General features: G+C 58.6%; 14 protein-coding genes, 4 tRNA genes and 1 riboswitch. Of the genes, 15 read left to right on the top strand and 3 right to left on the bottom strand.

The window, feature by feature from the left end:
* Positions 1-52: 52 nt before the first annotated feature.
* From aruF to astE, 6 genes are all read left to right on the top strand, one after another.
* Complete coding sequence (gene aruF, locus C9383_RS08445) at positions 53-1,072, top strand: arginine/ornithine succinyltransferase subunit alpha (protein ID WP_060757322.1); 1,020 nt, start codon at positions 53-55, stop codon at positions 1,070-1,072.
* A gap of 61 nt (positions 1,073-1,133) precedes the next feature.
* On the top strand, positions 1,134-2,159 hold the full coding sequence (gene astA / locus C9383_RS08440) for an arginine N-succinyltransferase (protein WP_060757323.1): 1,026 nt from the start codon (positions 1,134-1,136) through the stop codon (positions 2,157-2,159).
* Positions 2,156-3,625, top strand: a complete 1,470-nt coding sequence (gene astD, locus C9383_RS08435) for a succinylglutamate-semialdehyde dehydrogenase (RefSeq protein ID WP_162493822.1) — start codon at positions 2,156-2,158, stop codon at positions 3,623-3,625. The genes astA and astD overlap by 4 nt, the downstream gene beginning before the upstream one ends.
* A gap of 156 nt (positions 3,626-3,781) precedes the next feature.
* Positions 3,782-5,128, top strand: a complete 1,347-nt coding sequence (gene astB / locus C9383_RS08430; RefSeq protein WP_090369061.1) for an N-succinylarginine dihydrolase — start codon at positions 3,782-3,784, stop codon at positions 5,126-5,128.
* A 23-nt stretch (positions 5,129-5,151) separates the two neighbouring features.
* Positions 5,152-5,442: a hypothetical protein gene (locus C9383_RS08425; RefSeq protein WP_060757326.1), complete on the top strand. Its 291-nt coding sequence runs from the start codon at positions 5,152-5,154 to the stop codon at positions 5,440-5,442.
* An 11-nt stretch (positions 5,443-5,453) separates the two neighbouring features.
* Complete coding sequence (gene astE, locus C9383_RS08420; RefSeq protein WP_090369063.1) at positions 5,454-6,458, top strand: succinylglutamate desuccinylase; 1,005 nt, start codon at positions 5,454-5,456, stop codon at positions 6,456-6,458.
* A 132-nt stretch (positions 6,459-6,590) separates the two neighbouring features.
* On the opposite strand, the gene C9383_RS08415 is transcribed toward astE, so the two are convergent.
* Positions 6,591-7,100 (bottom strand): 6,7-dimethyl-8-ribityllumazine synthase, encoded by a 510-nt coding sequence (locus tag C9383_RS08415; protein ID WP_090369065.1) that lies wholly within the window; start codon positions 7,098-7,100, stop codon positions 6,591-6,593.
* A 112-nt stretch (positions 7,101-7,212) separates the two neighbouring features.
* A riboswitch (FMN riboswitch) is annotated at positions 7,213-7,382 on the bottom strand.
* A 188-nt stretch (positions 7,383-7,570) separates the two neighbouring features.
* Here C9383_RS08415 and ltaE point away from each other — a divergent pair.
* The 8 genes from ltaE (at position 7,571) to mgtE (ending at position 15,321) form a co-directional block, all read left to right on the top strand.
* Positions 7,571-8,575, top strand: a complete 1,005-nt coding sequence (ltaE, locus tag C9383_RS08410; protein ID WP_060757329.1) for a low-specificity L-threonine aldolase — start codon at positions 7,571-7,573, stop codon at positions 8,573-8,575.
* A gap of 146 nt (positions 8,576-8,721) precedes the next feature.
* Complete coding sequence (gene alaS, locus C9383_RS08405) at positions 8,722-11,340, top strand: alanine--tRNA ligase (protein ID WP_090369068.1); 2,619 nt, start codon at positions 8,722-8,724, stop codon at positions 11,338-11,340.
* Positions 11,341-11,437: 97 nt separating this feature from the next.
* Complete coding sequence (locus C9383_RS08400; RefSeq protein WP_060757331.1) at positions 11,438-12,679, top strand: aspartate kinase; 1,242 nt, start codon at positions 11,438-11,440, stop codon at positions 12,677-12,679.
* A 174-nt stretch (positions 12,680-12,853) separates the two neighbouring features.
* The gene (gene csrA / locus C9383_RS08395) at positions 12,854-13,042 is read left to right on the top strand and encodes a carbon storage regulator CsrA (protein WP_003175645.1); all 189 of its coding nucleotides are present in this window, start codon (positions 12,854-12,856) and stop codon (positions 13,040-13,042) included.
* A 62-nt stretch (positions 13,043-13,104) separates the two neighbouring features.
* Positions 13,105-13,195 (top strand) — tRNA-Ser (locus C9383_RS08390).
* Positions 13,196-13,303: 108 nt separating this feature from the next.
* Positions 13,304-13,380 (top strand) — tRNA-Arg (locus tag C9383_RS08385).
* Between the two features lie 72 nt (positions 13,381-13,452).
* A tRNA-Arg gene (locus C9383_RS08380) sits at positions 13,453-13,529 on the top strand.
* A gap of 349 nt (positions 13,530-13,878) precedes the next feature.
* The gene (gene mgtE, locus C9383_RS08375; protein ID WP_060757332.1) at positions 13,879-15,321 is read left to right on the top strand and encodes a magnesium transporter; all 1,443 of its coding nucleotides are present in this window, start codon (positions 13,879-13,881) and stop codon (positions 15,319-15,321) included.
* A 109-nt stretch (positions 15,322-15,430) separates the two neighbouring features.
* Here the strand turns inward: mgtE and C9383_RS08370 are convergent, their stop codons facing one another.
* Both C9383_RS08370 and C9383_RS08365 read right to left on the bottom strand, forming a co-directional pair.
* Positions 15,431-15,757 carry an Arc family DNA-binding protein gene (locus C9383_RS08370; protein WP_060757333.1) on the bottom strand — a complete coding sequence of 109 codons (327 nt, stop codon included), beginning with the start codon at positions 15,755-15,757 and terminating at the stop codon, positions 15,431-15,433.
* A 527-nt stretch (positions 15,758-16,284) separates the two neighbouring features.
* Positions 16,285-16,512, bottom strand: coding sequence for a hypothetical protein (locus C9383_RS08365; protein ID WP_090369070.1), 228 nt, complete (start codon positions 16,510-16,512; stop codon positions 16,285-16,287).
* A 327-nt stretch (positions 16,513-16,839) separates the two neighbouring features.
* Between C9383_RS08365 and C9383_RS08360 the strand changes: the two genes are divergently transcribed.
* A tRNA-Arg gene (locus C9383_RS08360) sits at positions 16,840-16,916 on the top strand.
* The last annotated feature ends 481 nt before the right edge of the window (positions 16,917-17,397 follow it).

Here is a 17,397-nt window from a genome sequence, read left to right as displayed (position 1 = left end):
GACCTGTCCGGTATTTTTTTCCTATGAGTTTTTCGAGTTAAGGAGTGACACCATGCTGGTGATGCGCCCCGCGCAAATGGCTGATCTGGGCGAGGTACAGCGTCTGGCTGCGGACAGCCCGATTGGTGTCACCTCCTTGCCGGATGATGTGGAACGCCTGAGCGACAAGATCGCCGCCAGCGAAGCGTCCTTCGCGGCCGAGGTGAGTTTCAACGGTGAAGAGAGCTATTTCTTCGTGCTGGAAGACACCGAGACCGGCAAGCTCGCTGGCTGCTCGGCCATCGTCGCCTCGGCGGGTTATTCCGAGCCGTTCTACAGCTTTCGTAATGAGACCTTCGTTCACGCCTCGCGCGAGCTGAAGATCCACAACAAGATCCACGTGCTTTCCCAGTGCCACGACCTCACCGGCAACAGCCTGCTCACCAGTTTCTACGTGGTGCCGGAGCTGGTCGGTTCGCCGTGGTCGGAACTCAATTCCCGTGGCCGCCTGCTGTTCGTCGCCAGCCATCCCGAGCGCTTTGCCGACTCGGTGGTGACCGAAATTGTCGGCTACAGCGACGAACATGGTGACTCGCCGTTCTGGGACGCCATCGGGCGCAACTTCTTCGATCTCAATTACGCCGCCGCCGAGCGCCTGTGCGGGCTTAAAAGCCGCACCTTCCTGGCCGAGCTGATGCCGCACTACCCGATCTACGTGCCATTGCTGCCGGACGAAGCCCAGGAGGCCATGGGCCAGGTGCACCCGCGTGCGCAGATCACGTTCGACATCCTGATGCGCGAAGGCTTCGAGACCGATCATTACATCGACATCTTCGACGGCGGCCCGACGTTGCATGCGCGGGTTTCGGGCATTCGTTCCATCGCCCAGAGCCGTGTGGTGCCGGTCAAGATCGGCGAGATGGCCAAGGGTGTTGGCCGCCAGTACCTGGTGAGTAATGCGCAGTTGCAGGATTACCGCGCGGTGATGCTGGAGTTGGACTACGCGCCCGGCAAACCGGTGACCCTGGACCTGGCGGCAGCCGAAGCCCTGGGTGTTGGCGAGGGCGCGAGCGTGCGCCTCGTTGCGGTTTGAGAGCCGGTTTAAACAGAGTTTCGCGGGTGGCTGACAACGGCGGCCCGTTCGAGGAGATAGCATGATCGTTCGTCCCGTACGCAGCAGCGATTTACCGGCCCTGATTGATCTGGCACGCAGCACCGGCACCGGTCTGACCACCTTGCCGGCCAACGAAGAGCGCCTGACCCATCGGGTTGGCTGGGCGGAAAAAACCTTTCGCGGCGACGCCGGGCGCGGCGATGCCGATTACCTGTTCGTGCTGGAAAACGACGAAGGCCGCGTGGTGGGCATTTCCGCCATTGCCGGCGCCGTCGGCCTGCGCGAGCCCTGGTACAACTTCCGGGTGGGCCTGACTGTAAGCGCCTCCCAGGAGTTGAATATCTACCGCGAGATTCCAACGCTGTTCCTGGCCAACGACCTTACCGGTAATTCCGAGCTGTGCTCGCTGTTTTTGCACGCCGATTACCGCACCGGCCTCAACGGCCGCATGCTGGCCAAGGCGCGCCTGCTGTTTATCGCCGAGTTCCCGCAACTGTTTGGCAACAAGATCATTGCCGAGATGCGTGGCGTGTCCAACGATGCCGGGCGCTCGCCGTTCTGGGAGAGCCTGGGCCGGCATTTCTTCAAGATGGAATTCAGCCAGGCCGATTACCTGACCGGTGTGGGCAACAAGGCGTTCATTGCTGAGTTGATGCCGAAGTTTCCGCTGTACAGCTGCTTCCTGTCCGAAGACGCACGCAATGTGATCGGCAAGGTCCATCCGGATACCGAGCCTGCATTGAGCATGCTCAAGAGCGAAGGTTTCAGCTACCAGGGTTACGTCGACATCTTCGACGCCGGCCCGGCGGTGGAGTGTGAAACCAGCAAGATCCGTGCGGTGCGTGACAGCCAGTCGCTGGTGTTGGCCATCGGCACGCCAGGGGACGACGCCACGCCGTTCCTGATTCATAACCGCAAACGCGAGGATTGCCGCATCACCGCCGCACCGGCCCGCTTGGCCGCAGGCACCCTGGTGGTCGATCCACAAACCGCCAAGCGCCTGCAACTGGTCGTGGGTGATCAAGTGCGCGCCGTACCGTTGTCTGCTGCTCGGGAGTCGAAATAATGAATTCGCTGTATATCGCAGGTAGCTGGCTGGCCGGCCAGGGTGAGCTGTTTGAGTCGCGCAACCCGGTGACGCAGCAAGTGCTGTGGGCCGGCAATGGCGCCACCGCTGAGCAAGTCGAGTCCGCCGTGCAGGCTGCGCGCCAGGCATTCCCGGAGTGGGCCAGGCGCCCGCTGGAAGAGCGCATCGGCGTGCTGGAAACCTTCGCGGCCACCCTGAAGCGTCGTGCCGATGAAATCGCCCGCTGCATCGGTGAAGAAACCGGCAAGCCGCTGTGGGAATCGGCGACTGAAGTCACCAGCATGGCCAACAAGATTGCGATTTCGGTGCAGAGCTACCGCGAGCGTACCGGCGAGAAGAGCGGCCCGCTGGGCGACGCCACTGCCGTGTTGCGCCACAAGCCTCACGGCGTGGTGGCGGTGTTCGGCCCTTACAATTTCCCCGGCCACTTGCCGAACGGGCATATCGTCCCGGCTTTGCTGGCAGGTAACACCGTATTGTTCAAGCCAAGCGAGCTGACCCCGAAAGTCGCCGAGCTGACCGTGCAATGCTGGATTGAAGCCGGTTTGCCGGCGGGCGTGCTGAACCTGCTGCAGGGCGCACGGGAAACCGGTATCGCCTTGGCTGCCAACCCCGGTATCGACGGGTTGTTCTTCACTGGTTCCAGCCGTACCGGCAACCACTTGCATCAGCAGTTCTCAGGGCGCCCGGACAAGATCCTGGCCTTGGAAATGGGCGGTAATAACCCACTGGTGGTGGACGAAGTGGCCGATGTGGATGCGGCGGTCTACACCATAATCCAGTCGGCGTTTATCTCCGCCGGCCAGCGCTGCACCTGTGCTCGCCGCTTGTTGGTGCCGCAAGGTGCCTGGGGTGACGCGTTGCTGGCGCGCCTGGTGGCGGTCGCTTCGAGCATCGAGGTCGGCGCCTTCGACCAGCAACCGGCGCCGTTCATGGGCTCGGTGATTTCCCTCGGCGCGGCCAAGGCCTTGATGGACGCCCAGGCGCTGATGTTGGCCAATGGCGCCGTGGCGCTGTTGGAAATGACCCAGCCGCAGGATCAAGCCGCTTTGCTGACGCCGGGCATCATCGACGTGACGGGCGTGACCGAGCGCGAGGACGAGGAACTGTTCGGCCCGCTGTTGCAGGTGATCCGCTACGCTGATTTCGCCGCGGCGATTGCCGAGGCCAACAACACCCAGTACGGCCTGGCCGCGGGCTTGTTGTCCGATTCCGAAGCGCGCTACCAGCAGTTCTGGCTGGAGAGCCGCGCCGGTATCGTCAACTGGAACAAGCAACTGACCGGCGCCGCCAGCACGGCGCCGTTCGGCGGGGTAGGGGCTTCGGGCAATCATCGCGCCAGTGCGTATTACGCGGCGGATTATTGTGCGTACCCGGTGGCATCGCTTGAGACCCCGAGCCTGGTGGTCCCGGCAACCCTGACGCCAGGGATTACGCTTATCTAAATGCGGGAGCGGGCTGGCTCGCGAAAGCGGTGTGTCATTCGACATCTCAGGTGACTGAACCACCCCATTCGCGAGCAAGCCCGCTCCCACACTTGATTTGTGGTGTGTTCAAGTAATTTGATGCCTATAAAAACAGATGTTCGTGGAGCCTCGCCGATGAAATCCTATGAAGTCAATTTTGACGGTCTAGTGGGGCCGACCCATAACTACGGCGGTTTGTCCTACGGTAACGTCGCGTCCCAGAGCAACAGCCAGCAGTCTTCGAACCCGAAGGAAGCGGCGTTGCAGGGCCTGCAGAAAATGAAGGCGCTGATGGACATGGGCTTTGTGCAGGGCGTGCTGGCGCCACAGGAGCGCCCCGACGTGGCGGCCTTGCGCAACCTGGGCTTCAGCGGTACCGATGCGCAAGTGATCCAGCAGGCGGCCAAGCAGGCGATGCCGTTGTTGGTCGCAAGCTGCTCCGCGTCGAGCATGTGGGTGGCCAACGCCGCCACCGTCAGCCCGAGCGCCGATACGGCCGATGGCCGCGTGCATTTCACCGCCGCCAACCTCAACTGCAAATACCATCGCAGTATCGAACACCCGACCACCAGCCGCGTGCTGGGGGCGATGTTTGCCGATGCCAAACACTTCGCTCACCACGCGGCGTTGCCGGCGGTGGCGCAGTTCGGCGATGAAGGCGCGGCCAACCACACGCGTTTCTGCCGCGAGTACGGCGAGGCGGGCGTTGAATTCTTTGTGTTCGGCCGAAGTGCGTTCGACACCCGTTACCCGGCGCCGCAGAAGTACCCGGCGCGCCAGACGCTTGAAGCGTCCCAAGCCGTTGCGCGCCTGCACGGCCTGAGCGATGACGGCGTGGTCTACGCTCAGCAGAACCCGGCAGTGATCGATGCCGGCGTGTTCCACAACGACGTGATCGCGGTGGGCAACGGTGAGGTGCTGTTCTATCACGAGGACGCGTTCCTCCATACCGAACAGATGCTGGCCGAGTTGCAGGGCAAGTTGGGCAAGCTGGGCGGCAATTTCCAATCGGTGTGCGTACCCCGGGCCCAGGTCAGCGTTGAAGATGCTGTGCGCTCCTACCTGTTCAACAGCCAATTGCTGAGCCGCGCCGACGGCTCGATGCTGCTGATCGTGCCGGAAGAGTGCCGCGCGAACGAACGCGTCTGGCAGTACCTGCAAGGCTTGACCGCGTCCGGTGGGTTGATCCGCGAAGTGAAAGTCTTCGACCTCAAGCAAAGCATGCAGAACGGCGGTGGCCCGGCGTGCCTGCGCTTGCGGGTGGCCTTGAATGAAACGGAACTGGCGGCGGTGAATCCAGGCGTTATCATGACGGCACCGTTGTACGGCACGCTGACCCAATGGGTCGACAAGCACTACCGCGACAGCCTGCGTGAATCCGACCTGGCTGACCCGCAATTGCTGCTTGAGTGCCGGACGGCACTGGATGAACTGACGCAAATCCTTAAACTGGGCTCGGTTTATCCTTTCCAGCTCAATTAACGCCGCACCACCGAGAGTTATTTATGACCACCGACACCCTGAAACTGATCCTTGAAGATACCGACGGCACCCAGCTGGAAACCTCCTGCACCCGCGTTGCCGTGGTGTGGCAGGGCAAGGAGATCTGGATCCAGCACGACGGCCGTGGCCAGTTGCTGATCGGCGTGGATGTGGAAGAAGGCGACGCCGAGTACGCCAACCTGCTGATGCGCCCGTTGGCTACCAACCTGATGAGCCTGCAACTGGAAATGGAGCCGGCCGACGTCGACGGCGATGACGACGATCACGTCCACGGTCCTGGCTGCAACCACTAAGGAAGCTGCTTATGCTCGCCCTCGGCAAACTGCTTGAACTGACCCTCGCCGGTCGCGAACCGGCGCAAAAAATTCAACTGACTGTCGACGGCGTGCAGATGCGCTGGCTCAGCGAGGGCGCACTTGAAGTCCGCCCGCCTGAAGCGAAGGACAACGGCAGCGACCTGCTGCTGTCGTCCGGCATCCATGGCAACGAAACCGCGCCGATCGAACTGCTCGACCGCCTGTTGCATGGCATCGCCCGTGGGGAGATCAAACCCCGCAACCGTATTCTGTTCCTGTTCGGCAACCCCGAGGCGATGCGTCGCGGTGAGCGTTACCTCGAACTGGACATCAACCGGCTGTTCAACGGCCGTCATGAAAAAAATATCGGCCCTGAAGCCATGCGTGCCGCTGAACTTGAGCAACTGGCCCGCAGCTTCTTCAGCCAGCCAGGCCGTTCGCGCCTGCATTACGACTTGCATACGGCGATTCGGGGTTCGAAGATCGAGCAATTCGCCCTGTACCCCTGGAAGGAGGGGCGCCAGCATTCGCGTCGTGAGCTTGCGCGCCTGCGTGCGGCCGGCATGGAAGCGGTGCTGATGCAGAACAAGACCTCGATTACCTTCTCTGCTTTTACCTATGAGCAACTGGGCGCCGAGGCGTTCACCCTGGAGCTGGGCAAGGCGCGGCCGTTCGGGCAGAACGACGGCGTGGATGTGTCGCGCCTGGAAGCTCGCCTCAAGCACATCATCGAAGGCACCGAGCCCGAGACCGACAGCCTCGACGGCCTGAAACTGTTCGCCGTTGCGCGTGAAGTGATCAAGCACAGCGACGCTTTCCTGCTGCATCTGCCGGCAGACGTGGAAAATTTTTCGCAGCTGGAAAAGGGCTACCTGCTGGCCGAAGACGTGGCCAAGACCCGCTGGGTGATCGAGGAGGAGGGTGCACGCATCATCTTCCCCAACCCGAAGGTGAAGAATGGTTTGCGCGCGGGGATATTGATTGTGCCGACGACGGATGCGGGCCTGATATAGGTCTCAAGGCATACCAGGATCCAAATGTGGGAGGGGGCTTGCTCCCGATGGCAGTGTGACAGTCAACTCATCTGTAGTTGAGACACCGCCATCGGGAGCAAGCCCCCTCCCACATTGGTTTTGCGGTGATGCCTAGACCGCTACCGCACGTGGCTCGCTGCGACGGATCGCACGCACCTTGTGCAGGGTATCGGCGCAAGTGCGCGCAGCTTCCTGGCCTTTATGCACAAAGTGATCATGGAAGAATGCATGATGCTCGCTGCCGGCGTGGAAGTGGTGCGGGGTCAGGGAAACCGAGAATACCGGCACTTCTGTTTCCAGCTGCACCTGCATCAGGCCGCTGACCACGGATTGGGCGACGAATTCGTGACGGTAGATGCCACCGTCCACCACCAGCGCGGCAGCCACGATACCGGCATAACGGCCGGTCTTGGCCAGCAGCTTAGCGTGCAGGGGCATTTCAAAAGCGCCGCCGACTTCGAAGAAGTCGATGTCCGATTCCTGGTAGCCCTGGGCGATGATTTCGGCAAGGAAACCTTTACGGCTCTGGTCGACAATATCCTTATGCCAGCAGGCTTGGATAAACGCGATACGCTCGCCGTGATGGTTTTTGCTTTTGCTGTCGATTGCGGTGGGTTGCATGTTCTGACTCCTGTTTAAGAAAAAAACAGGGCGTTATGAATCGAATGGGATTTAAGGGTACGCAACGCCGGTCATGCACGCATGAGGTCAGCGAACGGCCCTTAGGTGCCAATCCCGTTCTCTCTTCATCCGGACTATGACCGTCGGCCCCGGGATCACACCGGGTCTGCTGACCTTGTCGCCGTCCTGCGTGAGCAGTTCAAGGCGCCAAGCGCTCGCGGGCTATGCACATTGCGTGCAATTACCGCCGGTGGGGAATTACACCCCGCCCTGAGAACGTTGCCGCCAGAACCCTGGCGGCGGAGAGTTTTTAACACGGTTTTTCAAAAACTGCACGAGCGCTGTATCGATAAGCTATATCGGTTTGTTTGGTTGGTATTCATTTGAATACACATAGGGCTTGATATCTCGCGGCTTTGCCCGCAGTAATCTCCTTCTAAGGGGCTTACCCACTCACAGAGGCCAGTTTCATGTCAGTGATCGACCTGCGCAGCGACACCGTGACCCAACCCACCCCCGGCATGCGGGACGCGATGGCCAGTGCGGTCAGTGGTGATGACGTCTACGGTGAAGACCCGAGCGTCAACCACCTTGAAGCTGAGCTGGCCAGGCGCCTGGGCTTTGCGGCGGCGCTGTTCGTGCCCACGGGCACCATGAGCAACCTGCTGGCGTTGATGGCTCACTGTGAGCGCGGCGAGGAATATATCGTCGGCCAGCAGGCCCACACCTACAAATACGAAGGGGGTGGTGCGGCCGTATTGGGCTCGATCCAACCGCAGCCGCTGGAGGCGCAGGCGGACGGCTCCCTGGACCTGGACCAGGTGTCGGCGGCGATCAAGCCCGACGATTTCCACTTCGCCCGCACCCGCTTGCTGGCGCTGGAAAACACCATGCAGGGCAAGGTTCTACCGCTGGAGTACTTGGCGAAGGCCCGCGCGTTGACCCGTGAGCGTGGTTTGGCCCTGCATCTGGACGGTGCGCGGCTCTACAACGCGGCGGTCAAGCTCGGTGTGGAGGCGCGGGAAATTGCCCAGTATTTCGACTCGGTCTCGGTGTGCTTGTCCAAGGGCCTGGGCGCGCCAATTGGTTCGGTGTTGTGCGGCTCTACGGCGTTGATCGCCAAGGCGCGTCGCTTGCGCAAGATGGTCGGCGGCGGTATGCGTCAGGCAGGTTCGCTGGCGGCGGCAGGGCTGTATGCCTTGGATCATCAGGTGGCGCGCCTGGCCGACGACCATGCCAATGCCCAGTGGCTGGGCGATGAACTGCGCAAAGCCGGTTATGAAGTGGAGCCGGTGCAGACCAATATGGTCTACGTGCAGATCGGTGGGCAGGCTCAGGCCCTGAGGGCGTTTGCCGCCGAGCGGGGGATCAAGTTGGTCGCCGCGCCGCGTCTGCGCATGGTCACGCATATGGATGTCAGCCGGGCGCAGATCGAGCAAGTCGTGCAGGCATTCGTCGAGTTTTCCCGAAAATGACAGTGCTGGCCGTCTAATTGAATGCTTCTATCGCATAAACACGCTGTACCACCGGCAAAGGGCCGATATAATGCGGCCCTTTGCCGTCGCTCCGTCTGATGATGTTGCGCACTGGCCTTTGGCCGCAGACTCCGTGGAAGAACCTAATGAAAAGCGCAGAAATCCGTGAAGCCTTCCTTCGCTTCTTCGAAGAGCAAGGTCACACCCGTGTAGCCTCCAGCTCCTTGATCCCTGGCAATGACCCGACCCTGCTGTTCACTAACGCGGGGATGAACCAGTTCAAGGACTGCTTCCTGGGCCAGGAGAAGCGCGCTTATACCCGCGCTACCAGCAGCCAGAAATGCGTACGCGCCGGCGGTAAGAACAGTGACCTGGAAAACGTCGGTTACACCGCTCGCCACCACACGTTCTTCGAAATGTTGGGCAACTTCAGCTTCGGCGACTATTTCAAGAAAGATGCGATCACGTTCGCCTGGACCTTCCTGACCGGTGTGTTGAAGCTGCCCAAGGAAAAGCTCTGGGTCACCGTCTACGCGACAGACGACGAAGCCTATGACATCTGGACCAAGGACGTCGGTGTGCCCGTAGAGCGCATGATCCGCATCGGCGACAACAAGGGCGCGCCTTACGCGTCCGATAACTTCTGGACCATGGGCGATACTGGCCCGTGCGGTCCTTGCACCGAGATTTTCTATGACCACGGTGCCGACATCTGGGGTGGCCCACCGGGCTCGCCGGAAGAAGATGGCGACCGTTACATCGAGATCTGGAACAACGTGTTCATGCAGTTCAACCGCACCGCCGATGGCGTGTTGCATCCGCTGCCGGCACCGTCGGTGGATACCGGCATGGGCCTGGAGCGGATCAGTGCGGTGATGCAGCACGTTCACTCCAACTATGAAATCGACTTGTTCACCAACCTGCTGAGCGCATCGGCTGCGGCGATTGGCTGCGCCAATGAAAACCAGTCGTCGCTCAAGGTCGTGTCGGACCACATCCGTTCCTGCGGCTTCCTGATTGCTGATGGCGTACTGCCGTCGAACGAAGGCCGTGGCTACGTGCTGCGTCGTATCATCCGTCGCGCTTGCCGCCACGGTAACAAGCTGGGTGCCACCGGCAGCTTCTTCTACAAGATCGTGGCCGCGCTGGTCGCCGAGATGGGCGACGCCTTCCCGGAGCTCAAGCAGCAGCAGGAAAACATCGAGCGCGTGCTCAAGGCTGAGGAGGAGCAGTTCTCCAAGACCCTGGAGCACGGCCTGAAGATTCTCGAGCAGGACCTGGCTGAGCTCAAAGGTACCGTGGTGCCGGGCGACGTGGTGTTCAAATTGTACGACACCTACGGCTTCCCGATGGACCTGACCGCCGACATCGCCCGTGAGCGCGAGCTGACCATCGATGAAGCCGGTTTCGAGCGTGAGATGGAGGCCCAGCGCGTGCGTGCGCGCTCCGCCAGTTCCTTTGGCCTGGACTACAACACCCTGGTCAAGGTGGACGTGCCTACCGATTTCATCGGCTACAAGGCGACCGTGGGGTCGGCCAAGATCGTTGCCCTCTATAAGGACGGCAAGTCGGTCGACGTGTTGAATGAAGGCGACGAAGCGGTAGTGGTCCTGGACCAGACCCCGTTCTATGCCGAGTCCGGTGGGCAAGTGGGTGACTGTGGTTTCCTGAGTTCGACGTCGGGTCGCTTTGAAGTGCGTGACACCACCAAGACCGGCGGGGCTTTCCTGCATCACGGTGTGCTGGTGTTGGGTAACCTGACGGTCGGTGCGCCGGTCGATACCCAGGTCGATGCTGACGTGCGTCACGCTACCGCGCTGAACCACTCGGCCACGCACTTGTTGCACGCTGCGTTGCGCCAGGTGCTTGGCGAGCACGTTCAGCAAAAAGGTTCGTTGGTCGATAGTCAGCGCCTGCGCTTCGACTTCAGCCATTTCGAAGCGATCAAGCCGGAGCAGATCAAGGCACTGGAAGATATCGTCAACGCGCAAGTGCGCAAGAACACTCCGGTCGAGACTGAAGAAACCGACATCGAGACCGCCAAGGCCAAAGGCGCCATGGCACTGTTCGGCGAGAAGTACGGCGACAGCGTGCGCGTACTGAGCATGGGCGGCGACTTCTCGGTGGAGCTGTGCGGCGGTATCCATGCCAACCGTACCGGCGACATCGGCCTGCTGAAAATCATCAGTGAAGGCGGCGTGGCGTCCGGCGTGCGGCGTATCGAGGCGGTGACCGGGGCTGCGGCCCTGGCCTACCTCAACGCGGCCGAAGAACAACTCAAGGAAGCGGCGGGCCTGGTCAAGGGCAGCCGCGACAACCTGATCGACAAACTGTCCGCCGTGCTTGAGCGCAACCGTGCGCTGGAGAAACAGCTGGAGCAGTTGCAAGCCAAGGCAGCCAGCGCGGCGGGTGACGATTTGTCTGCTCAAGCGTTGGACGTCAAGGGCGTGAAGGTGCTGGCTGCGCGTCTGGACGGCCAGGACGGCAAGGCGCTGTTGGCCTTGGTCGATCAGTTGAAGAACAAACTCGGCCACGCAGTGATCCTGCTCGGCGGTGTCCATGAGGATAAGGTCGTTCTGGTTGCCGGTGTAACCAAAGACCTGACTGGCCAACTCAAAGCCGGTGATTTGATGAAACAAGCCGCCGCGGCAGTGGGCGGGAAGGGCGGTGGTCGTCCGGACATGGCGCAAGGCGGTGGTGTAGATGCCGGCAGCCTGGACGCGGCCCTGGGCCTGACCGTACCGTTTGTCGAGGCCGGTATTTAAGGCGCTGTTAATGAGCCCATGGTCTAGTCGTGGGCTCGCTGCGGTGCTGCAAGATTTGTTTATTGGGCGCCCCTTTACGGGCTGAGGCGGCTTAGAAATGGCTTTGATCGTACAGAAATTTGGAGGCACCTCGGTCGGCTCTGTCGAAAGAATCGAGCAGGTCGCCGACAAGGTTAAGAAATTCCGCGATGCCGGGGATGACCTGGTGGTGGTGCTGTCGGCCATGAGCGGCGAGACCAATCGCCTGATCGATCTGGCCAAGGCAATCAGTGGTGATCAACAGCCGCTGCCGCGTGAGCTGGATGTGATCGTGTCGACTGGCGAGCAGGTGACCATTGCGTTGCTGGCCATGGCGCTGAACAAGCGTGGCGTGCCGGCGGTGTCCTACACTGGCAGCCAGGTGCGCATCCTGACCGACAGTGCGCATACCAAGGCGCGCATCCTGCAAATCGATGATCAGAAAATCCGTACTGATCTGAAAGCCGGGCGCGTGGTAGTTGTGGCGGGCTTTCAGGGCGTGGACGAGCACGGCAACATCACCACCCTGGGGCGTGGCGGTTCGGACACCACTGGTGTGGCTCTGGCGGCGGCCCTCAAGGCTGATGAATGCCAGATCTACACCGATGTGGATGGCGTCTACACCACTGACCCACGTGTGGTGCCGGTCGCCCAGCGCCTGGACAAGATCACCTTCGAAGAGATGCTGGAAATGGCCAGTCTCGGTTCCAAGGTGCTGCAGATCCGCGCAGTAGAGTTCGCCGGCAAATACAACGTTCCGCTGCGCGTATTGCACAGCTTCAAAGAGGGTCCGGGCACCCTCATTACTATTGATGAAGAGGAATCCATGGAACAGCCGATCATTTCCGGTATCGCTTTCAACCGTGATGAAGCCAAGCTGACGATCCGTGGCGTGCCGGATACCCCGGGCGTGGCCTTCAAGATTCTGGGCCCTATCAGCGATGCGAACGTTGAAGTCGACATGATCGTGCAGAACGTCTCGCACGATAACACCACCGATTTCACCTTCACCGTACACCGCAACGAGTACGATGCGGCGTTGAAAATCCTGCAGAACACCGCTAACGAAATTGGCGCCCGTGAAGTGATCGGCGATACCAAGATTGCCAAGGTATCGATCGTAGGTGTGGGCATGCGTTCCCATGCCGGCGTTGCCAGCCGTATGTTCGGCGCTCTGGCCAAGGAAAGCATCAATATCCAGATGATCTCTACCTCGGAAATCAAGGTCTCGGTAGTGATCGAAGAGAAGTACCTGGAGCTGGCTGTACGCGCACTGCATACCGCTTTCGAGCTGGATGCTCCGGCCCGACAGGGCGAGTGATGTGATGCCAGGAAGGCGCGGTTTACCGCGCCTTTCATTTTTTTGTGGGGCGCATGTTCTTTTGTGTGGGCTCGACAATACTTAGGTGGTAGGGCTATGGCCTTCGGGTTGTAGGTCGAGGGCCTTTTTTTTGCAGACTGTTGTTCCTGAACTGAAATGCGTGAGGTGAAAGGTATGTTGATTCTGACTCGTCGTTGCGCAGAAAGCCTGATTATCGGTGATGGCGAAATCACCGTGACCGTGCTCGGCGTCAAAGGTAATCAAGTGCGCATCGGGGTTAATGCTCCGAAAGAGGTGGCTGTTCACCGCGAGGAAATCTACCTGCGGATCAAGAAAGAGAAGGACGAAGAACCAAGCCTTTAATTTTTATCGTTTTTTATGTTTGCAAACGGGGATGAACGTGGTTAATATACGCCCCGTGTTGCGGAGAGCTGGCCGAGTGGCCGAAGGCGCTCCCCTGCTAAGGGAGTACACCTCAAAAGGGTGTCGGGGGTTCGAATCCCCCGTTCTCCGCCATTATTTGCTTAGTACGTTGCAATCTGGTTTTTTCGGTAAGTTGTTGAAAATACTCGAAAAAATAGCTTTACATAGAGATTGAACGGCCTATAATGCGCGGCAACAAATGCACTCGTAGCTCAGCTGGATAGAGTACTCGGCTACGAACCGAGCGGTCACAGGTTCGAATCCTGTCGAGTGCACCATTTAAGAGTCAGTTGCAGCAATGCAGGTGGCTTGGCTTCAACCAGTTGTGATCTGGTCTAAAAACACAACTTGCACTCGTAGCTCAGCTGGATAGAGTACTCGGCTACGAACCGAGCGGTCACAGGTTCGAATCCTGTCGAGTGCACCATACAAACAAAAAGCCCGCCTAGTGCGGGCTTTTTGCCGTCTGGCGTTTGTGTAGGTTTTCTCGCAGGCATTATCTTTTTCTCCTGCTTCATGTGTTTTCCCTTCGAGCTGCGTCGTCGCAGTTCATAGATGCAGCCAATCTGAGCTTTGTCTCGCAAGCGCTTGTTCTTTCCAGTTTTTTAACGTTAAAAGCGCACGCAGCGTGTATCATTGTGCCCGTCAGCCCCGCCGGGGCTTGTGGAATACCTCCATGGACTTACCCAGTAGTTACTCAGTACCCCGCTTTACCAATCATGAATTGACTGATTGATGCTTCCGGCGTGCCCCGCTGCTGGGAGTGGAGTTCGCCTATGACCGAAGTAGAAGTAAAGAAAACACAGGAAAGCCTGCAGGATCGTCTGGCTCAAGTCATCGAGCTACTGCAGCGCCAGCGCGTGGTCGAAGACCTCACGCACCGCCAGGAAGGTCCGCATCACGACCGCGTCGAAAACCTGGTCCACCGGCAAAACCTCGTCGAGTTGCAACGCAAGCTCGATGACCTGCACTCTGCCGACGTTGCTTATATCCTCGAAGCCTTGCCGCTGGATGACCGGCTGACGCTCTGGCAGTTGGTCAAGGCTGACCGCGACGGTGATATCCTCCTCGAAGTATCCGACTCGGTCCGTGAAACCCTGATCGCCGACATGGACGATCACGAGCTCCTGGCAGCGGCCAAGGAGATGGATGCGGACGAGCTGGCGGACCTTGCTCCAGAGCTTCCCCGTGATGTTGTCCATGAGCTGATGGAAGCGCTTGACGGCCAGCAACGTGAGCGCGTGCGTTCCGCGTTGTCTTACGACGAGGACCAGGTCGGCGCTTTGATGGACTTCGAGATGGTCACCATCCGCGAGGACGTCAGCCTGGAAGTGGTATTGCGTTACCTACGCCGTCTTAAAGAGCTGCCAGGCCATACTGATAAACTTTTTGTCGTTGATTACGAAGGTATCCTGAAGGGCGTACTGCCGATCAAGCGCCTGTTGGTCAACGACCCTGAGAAGAAAGTTGCGGAAGTAATGGCCAGTGATCCGGTGAGTTTTCACCCGGACGAAGACGCCTATGATGCCGCTCAAGCATTTGAGCGTTACGACTTGATTTCTGCTCCTGTGGTCGACAAGAACGGCAAGCTGATCGGTCGTCTGACCATTGATGAAATGGTTGACCTGATTCGTGAGGAGAGTGAGACCGAAGTTCTCAACATGGCGGGTCTGCGTGAAGAGGAAGACATCTTTGCTTCGGTCTGGCGTTCCTTGCGTAACCGTTGGGCGTGGCTTGCTATCAACCTGATTACCGCCTTCATTGCTTCGCGAGTGATTGGGTTGTTCGAAGGTTCGATTGAGAAGCTGGTGGCTCTGGCAGCGTTGATGCCCATTGTTGCCGGTATTGGTGGTAATTCCGGCAACCAGACGATCACCATGATCGTACGAGCCATGGCGCTTGATCAGGTGAACACCGGTAATACGTCACGCCTTATGCGCAAGGAGCTGGCGGTGGCGCTGATTAACGGAGTCGTATGGGGTGGGGTGATCGGTATTGTGGCCTACATGCTTTATGGCAGTTGGTCGCTCGGCGTTGTAATGACGGCTGCCATGACGCTCAACTTGCTGCTGGCCGCTCTGATGGGGGTACTGATCCCTATGACTTTGGCACGCTTGGGTCGCGACCCGGCAATGGGGGCCAGCGTGATGATTACCGCCATGACCGATAGTGGTGGTTTCTTCATCTTCCTGGGCCTGGCCACGATCTTCCTGCTCTGATGCCTTTTCACGGGGGGGGGGGCAATTCTGCCCCTCGTTCCATACTCCTTTCCCAGATTTCGCACAAAAAAAAGCCAGCACTTGGCTGGCTTCTGCTTTCAATAGTGAATCAATTGGCTTCTGCTGCTGCCTCAACATCGTGTGCGATAAGCGAGACGAGAGCATTTTGCTGGCGGTGGGAGAGTTGACGAAAACGCTGCAGCAGCTCGCGTTCATGCAGTGACAGCTCTGGGCTGTCCATGCGCATGCTCAACTCTTCACCCAGCGCACCTTCCTGAATAAGGCTCTGCTCCAGGCGGGCGATGATTTCGGAGTTCATGCTGCGGTGATGATTGCGAGCCACCTCGGCAATGCGTTCCCGCATTCCGTCTGGCAGACGTACGACGAACTTGTCAGCCGTACGGCTGGAATAAATTGCCTGTTTCAATGGGCGCATATATTTAACCGGTTAGTTCAGAGGAGCGGTTTCTGGAATTGGCCGCAAGATGAGTGTTAAGACAAGGCTCACGACCAAAGTTCAACCCGAATTGCAAAGAGGCCGCATCATGCCTCAGATTTGACGTTTACTTGGCGTCAATTCTGTGACAAATATTGAACCGCCTACAGGCTTTATGCCAGCACTCATTTTCAATTCTGCGGACTGGTTGGAAAAAAATTTGCGCAGCATCTGGAATTCAGATCGTCGCGCAAGCCCAGGCTGCACGCGGGTTGGGGGCGCACATCCTACCGCAATATGGCCTTTTGCCCTCAATCTTAAGACTAGTGTCAGTTTGCCGATTTGCTAGCGTCAGGCGACATAAGGTCGAGCTGAAATGGTTCCGCGCGGTCTTGGGTAGATTTCATCCGGTAGACCGGGTCGGCGTGAATCTACTGGACGCTACGCCGGCCATAAATGCCCCGGCTGGGTCATAGGCGTACAGAATTGCATGAACGCCAAACTCAGGATCGGGGCTGGTGGCTCTCTTAGAAGATCCAATGTTTGGATGTGGTCGAAGTCTGGGCGCCTTGAGCCGCGTAAACGGGGGAGGGCTGGGCGGCGGTCATTACTGCCAATTGCGGGCGTTGCTGGAGGTGATGTGGAACCGGCTGGTTGATCTGTGTCGTGTTCTGGGCAGTGGTGGATTGAAAATGAAAAATCACCAGCGCGGCCAAGGCTACGGTATTCAGGGCTAACAGGGCGGCGCTATTCATGGTTCTCTTCTCCGCTGACTAGTGTTTGCAAAACTGGCTTATAGGAGATTTATTGCAGGTGTCGTGCCAATATTTTAATTATTTAAAATCAAAGGGTTATGTTGTTTTTATGAGGGCTGTGGATGCAATTTGCAATGTATTCGCTTTTTTGGTCAATGCAATTTGCACGATTCCATTTGCAGCCCGAATTTGCGGGGTTGAACCGCGTTTGCTTCTGCAAGCTTAGGCCTACACTCAAAATGCCTACGGACGACATGACAAAATCTATCTTGGCCGTTAACATGCACGCCGTCCGTCGCTGGGCTCTTAGCCTGACGGCTTCCATTTGTCCCAGTAGCTCAATTGGATAGAGCATCCCCCTCCTAAGGGGAAGGTTGGCCGTTCGAACCGGCCCTGGGACACCATCTATACGCCAGGCGTTGCGCTATAGATGCCTGTTGATTTGCGTGTCTTTCTTCTTCTCTTTTCCTCTCTTGATCTTCTTTAGCTTCCTGGTCGCTTTCGAGTAGGCTTCGCTCCGTGCTTTCCAGTATCGGAGCGCGTTCGCTGAGAGTCATTTTCTCTTTCTATATATAGAGGGGAGCGATAGAGGGAGATGCCCAGAAAGAAAATTCCGATTTTTTGAATTAGCGCTTGACGCCTCTGCTGATGCCTGTAGAATTCGCCTCCCGCTAACGAGAGATCGGAGGCGCAAGTGGTTGAAGTTGTTGAAGAAATCTTCGAAAGCTTCTGAAAATAATCACTTGACAGCAAATGAGGCTGCTGTAGAATGCGCGCCTCGGTTGAGACGAAAGACTTGACCAACCGCTCTTTAACAACTGAATCAAGCAATTCGTGTGGGTGCTTGTGGAGTCAGACTGATAGTCAACAAGATTATCAGCATCA

The sequence above is a fragment of the Pseudomonas palleroniana genome (assembly GCF_003031675.1).
Classification (GTDB): domain Bacteria; phylum Pseudomonadota; class Gammaproteobacteria; order Pseudomonadales; family Pseudomonadaceae; genus Aquipseudomonas; species Aquipseudomonas palleroniana.
The sequence above is the reverse complement of the archived record's forward strand: the minus strand, read 5'-3'. Positions and strand labels throughout refer to the sequence as shown.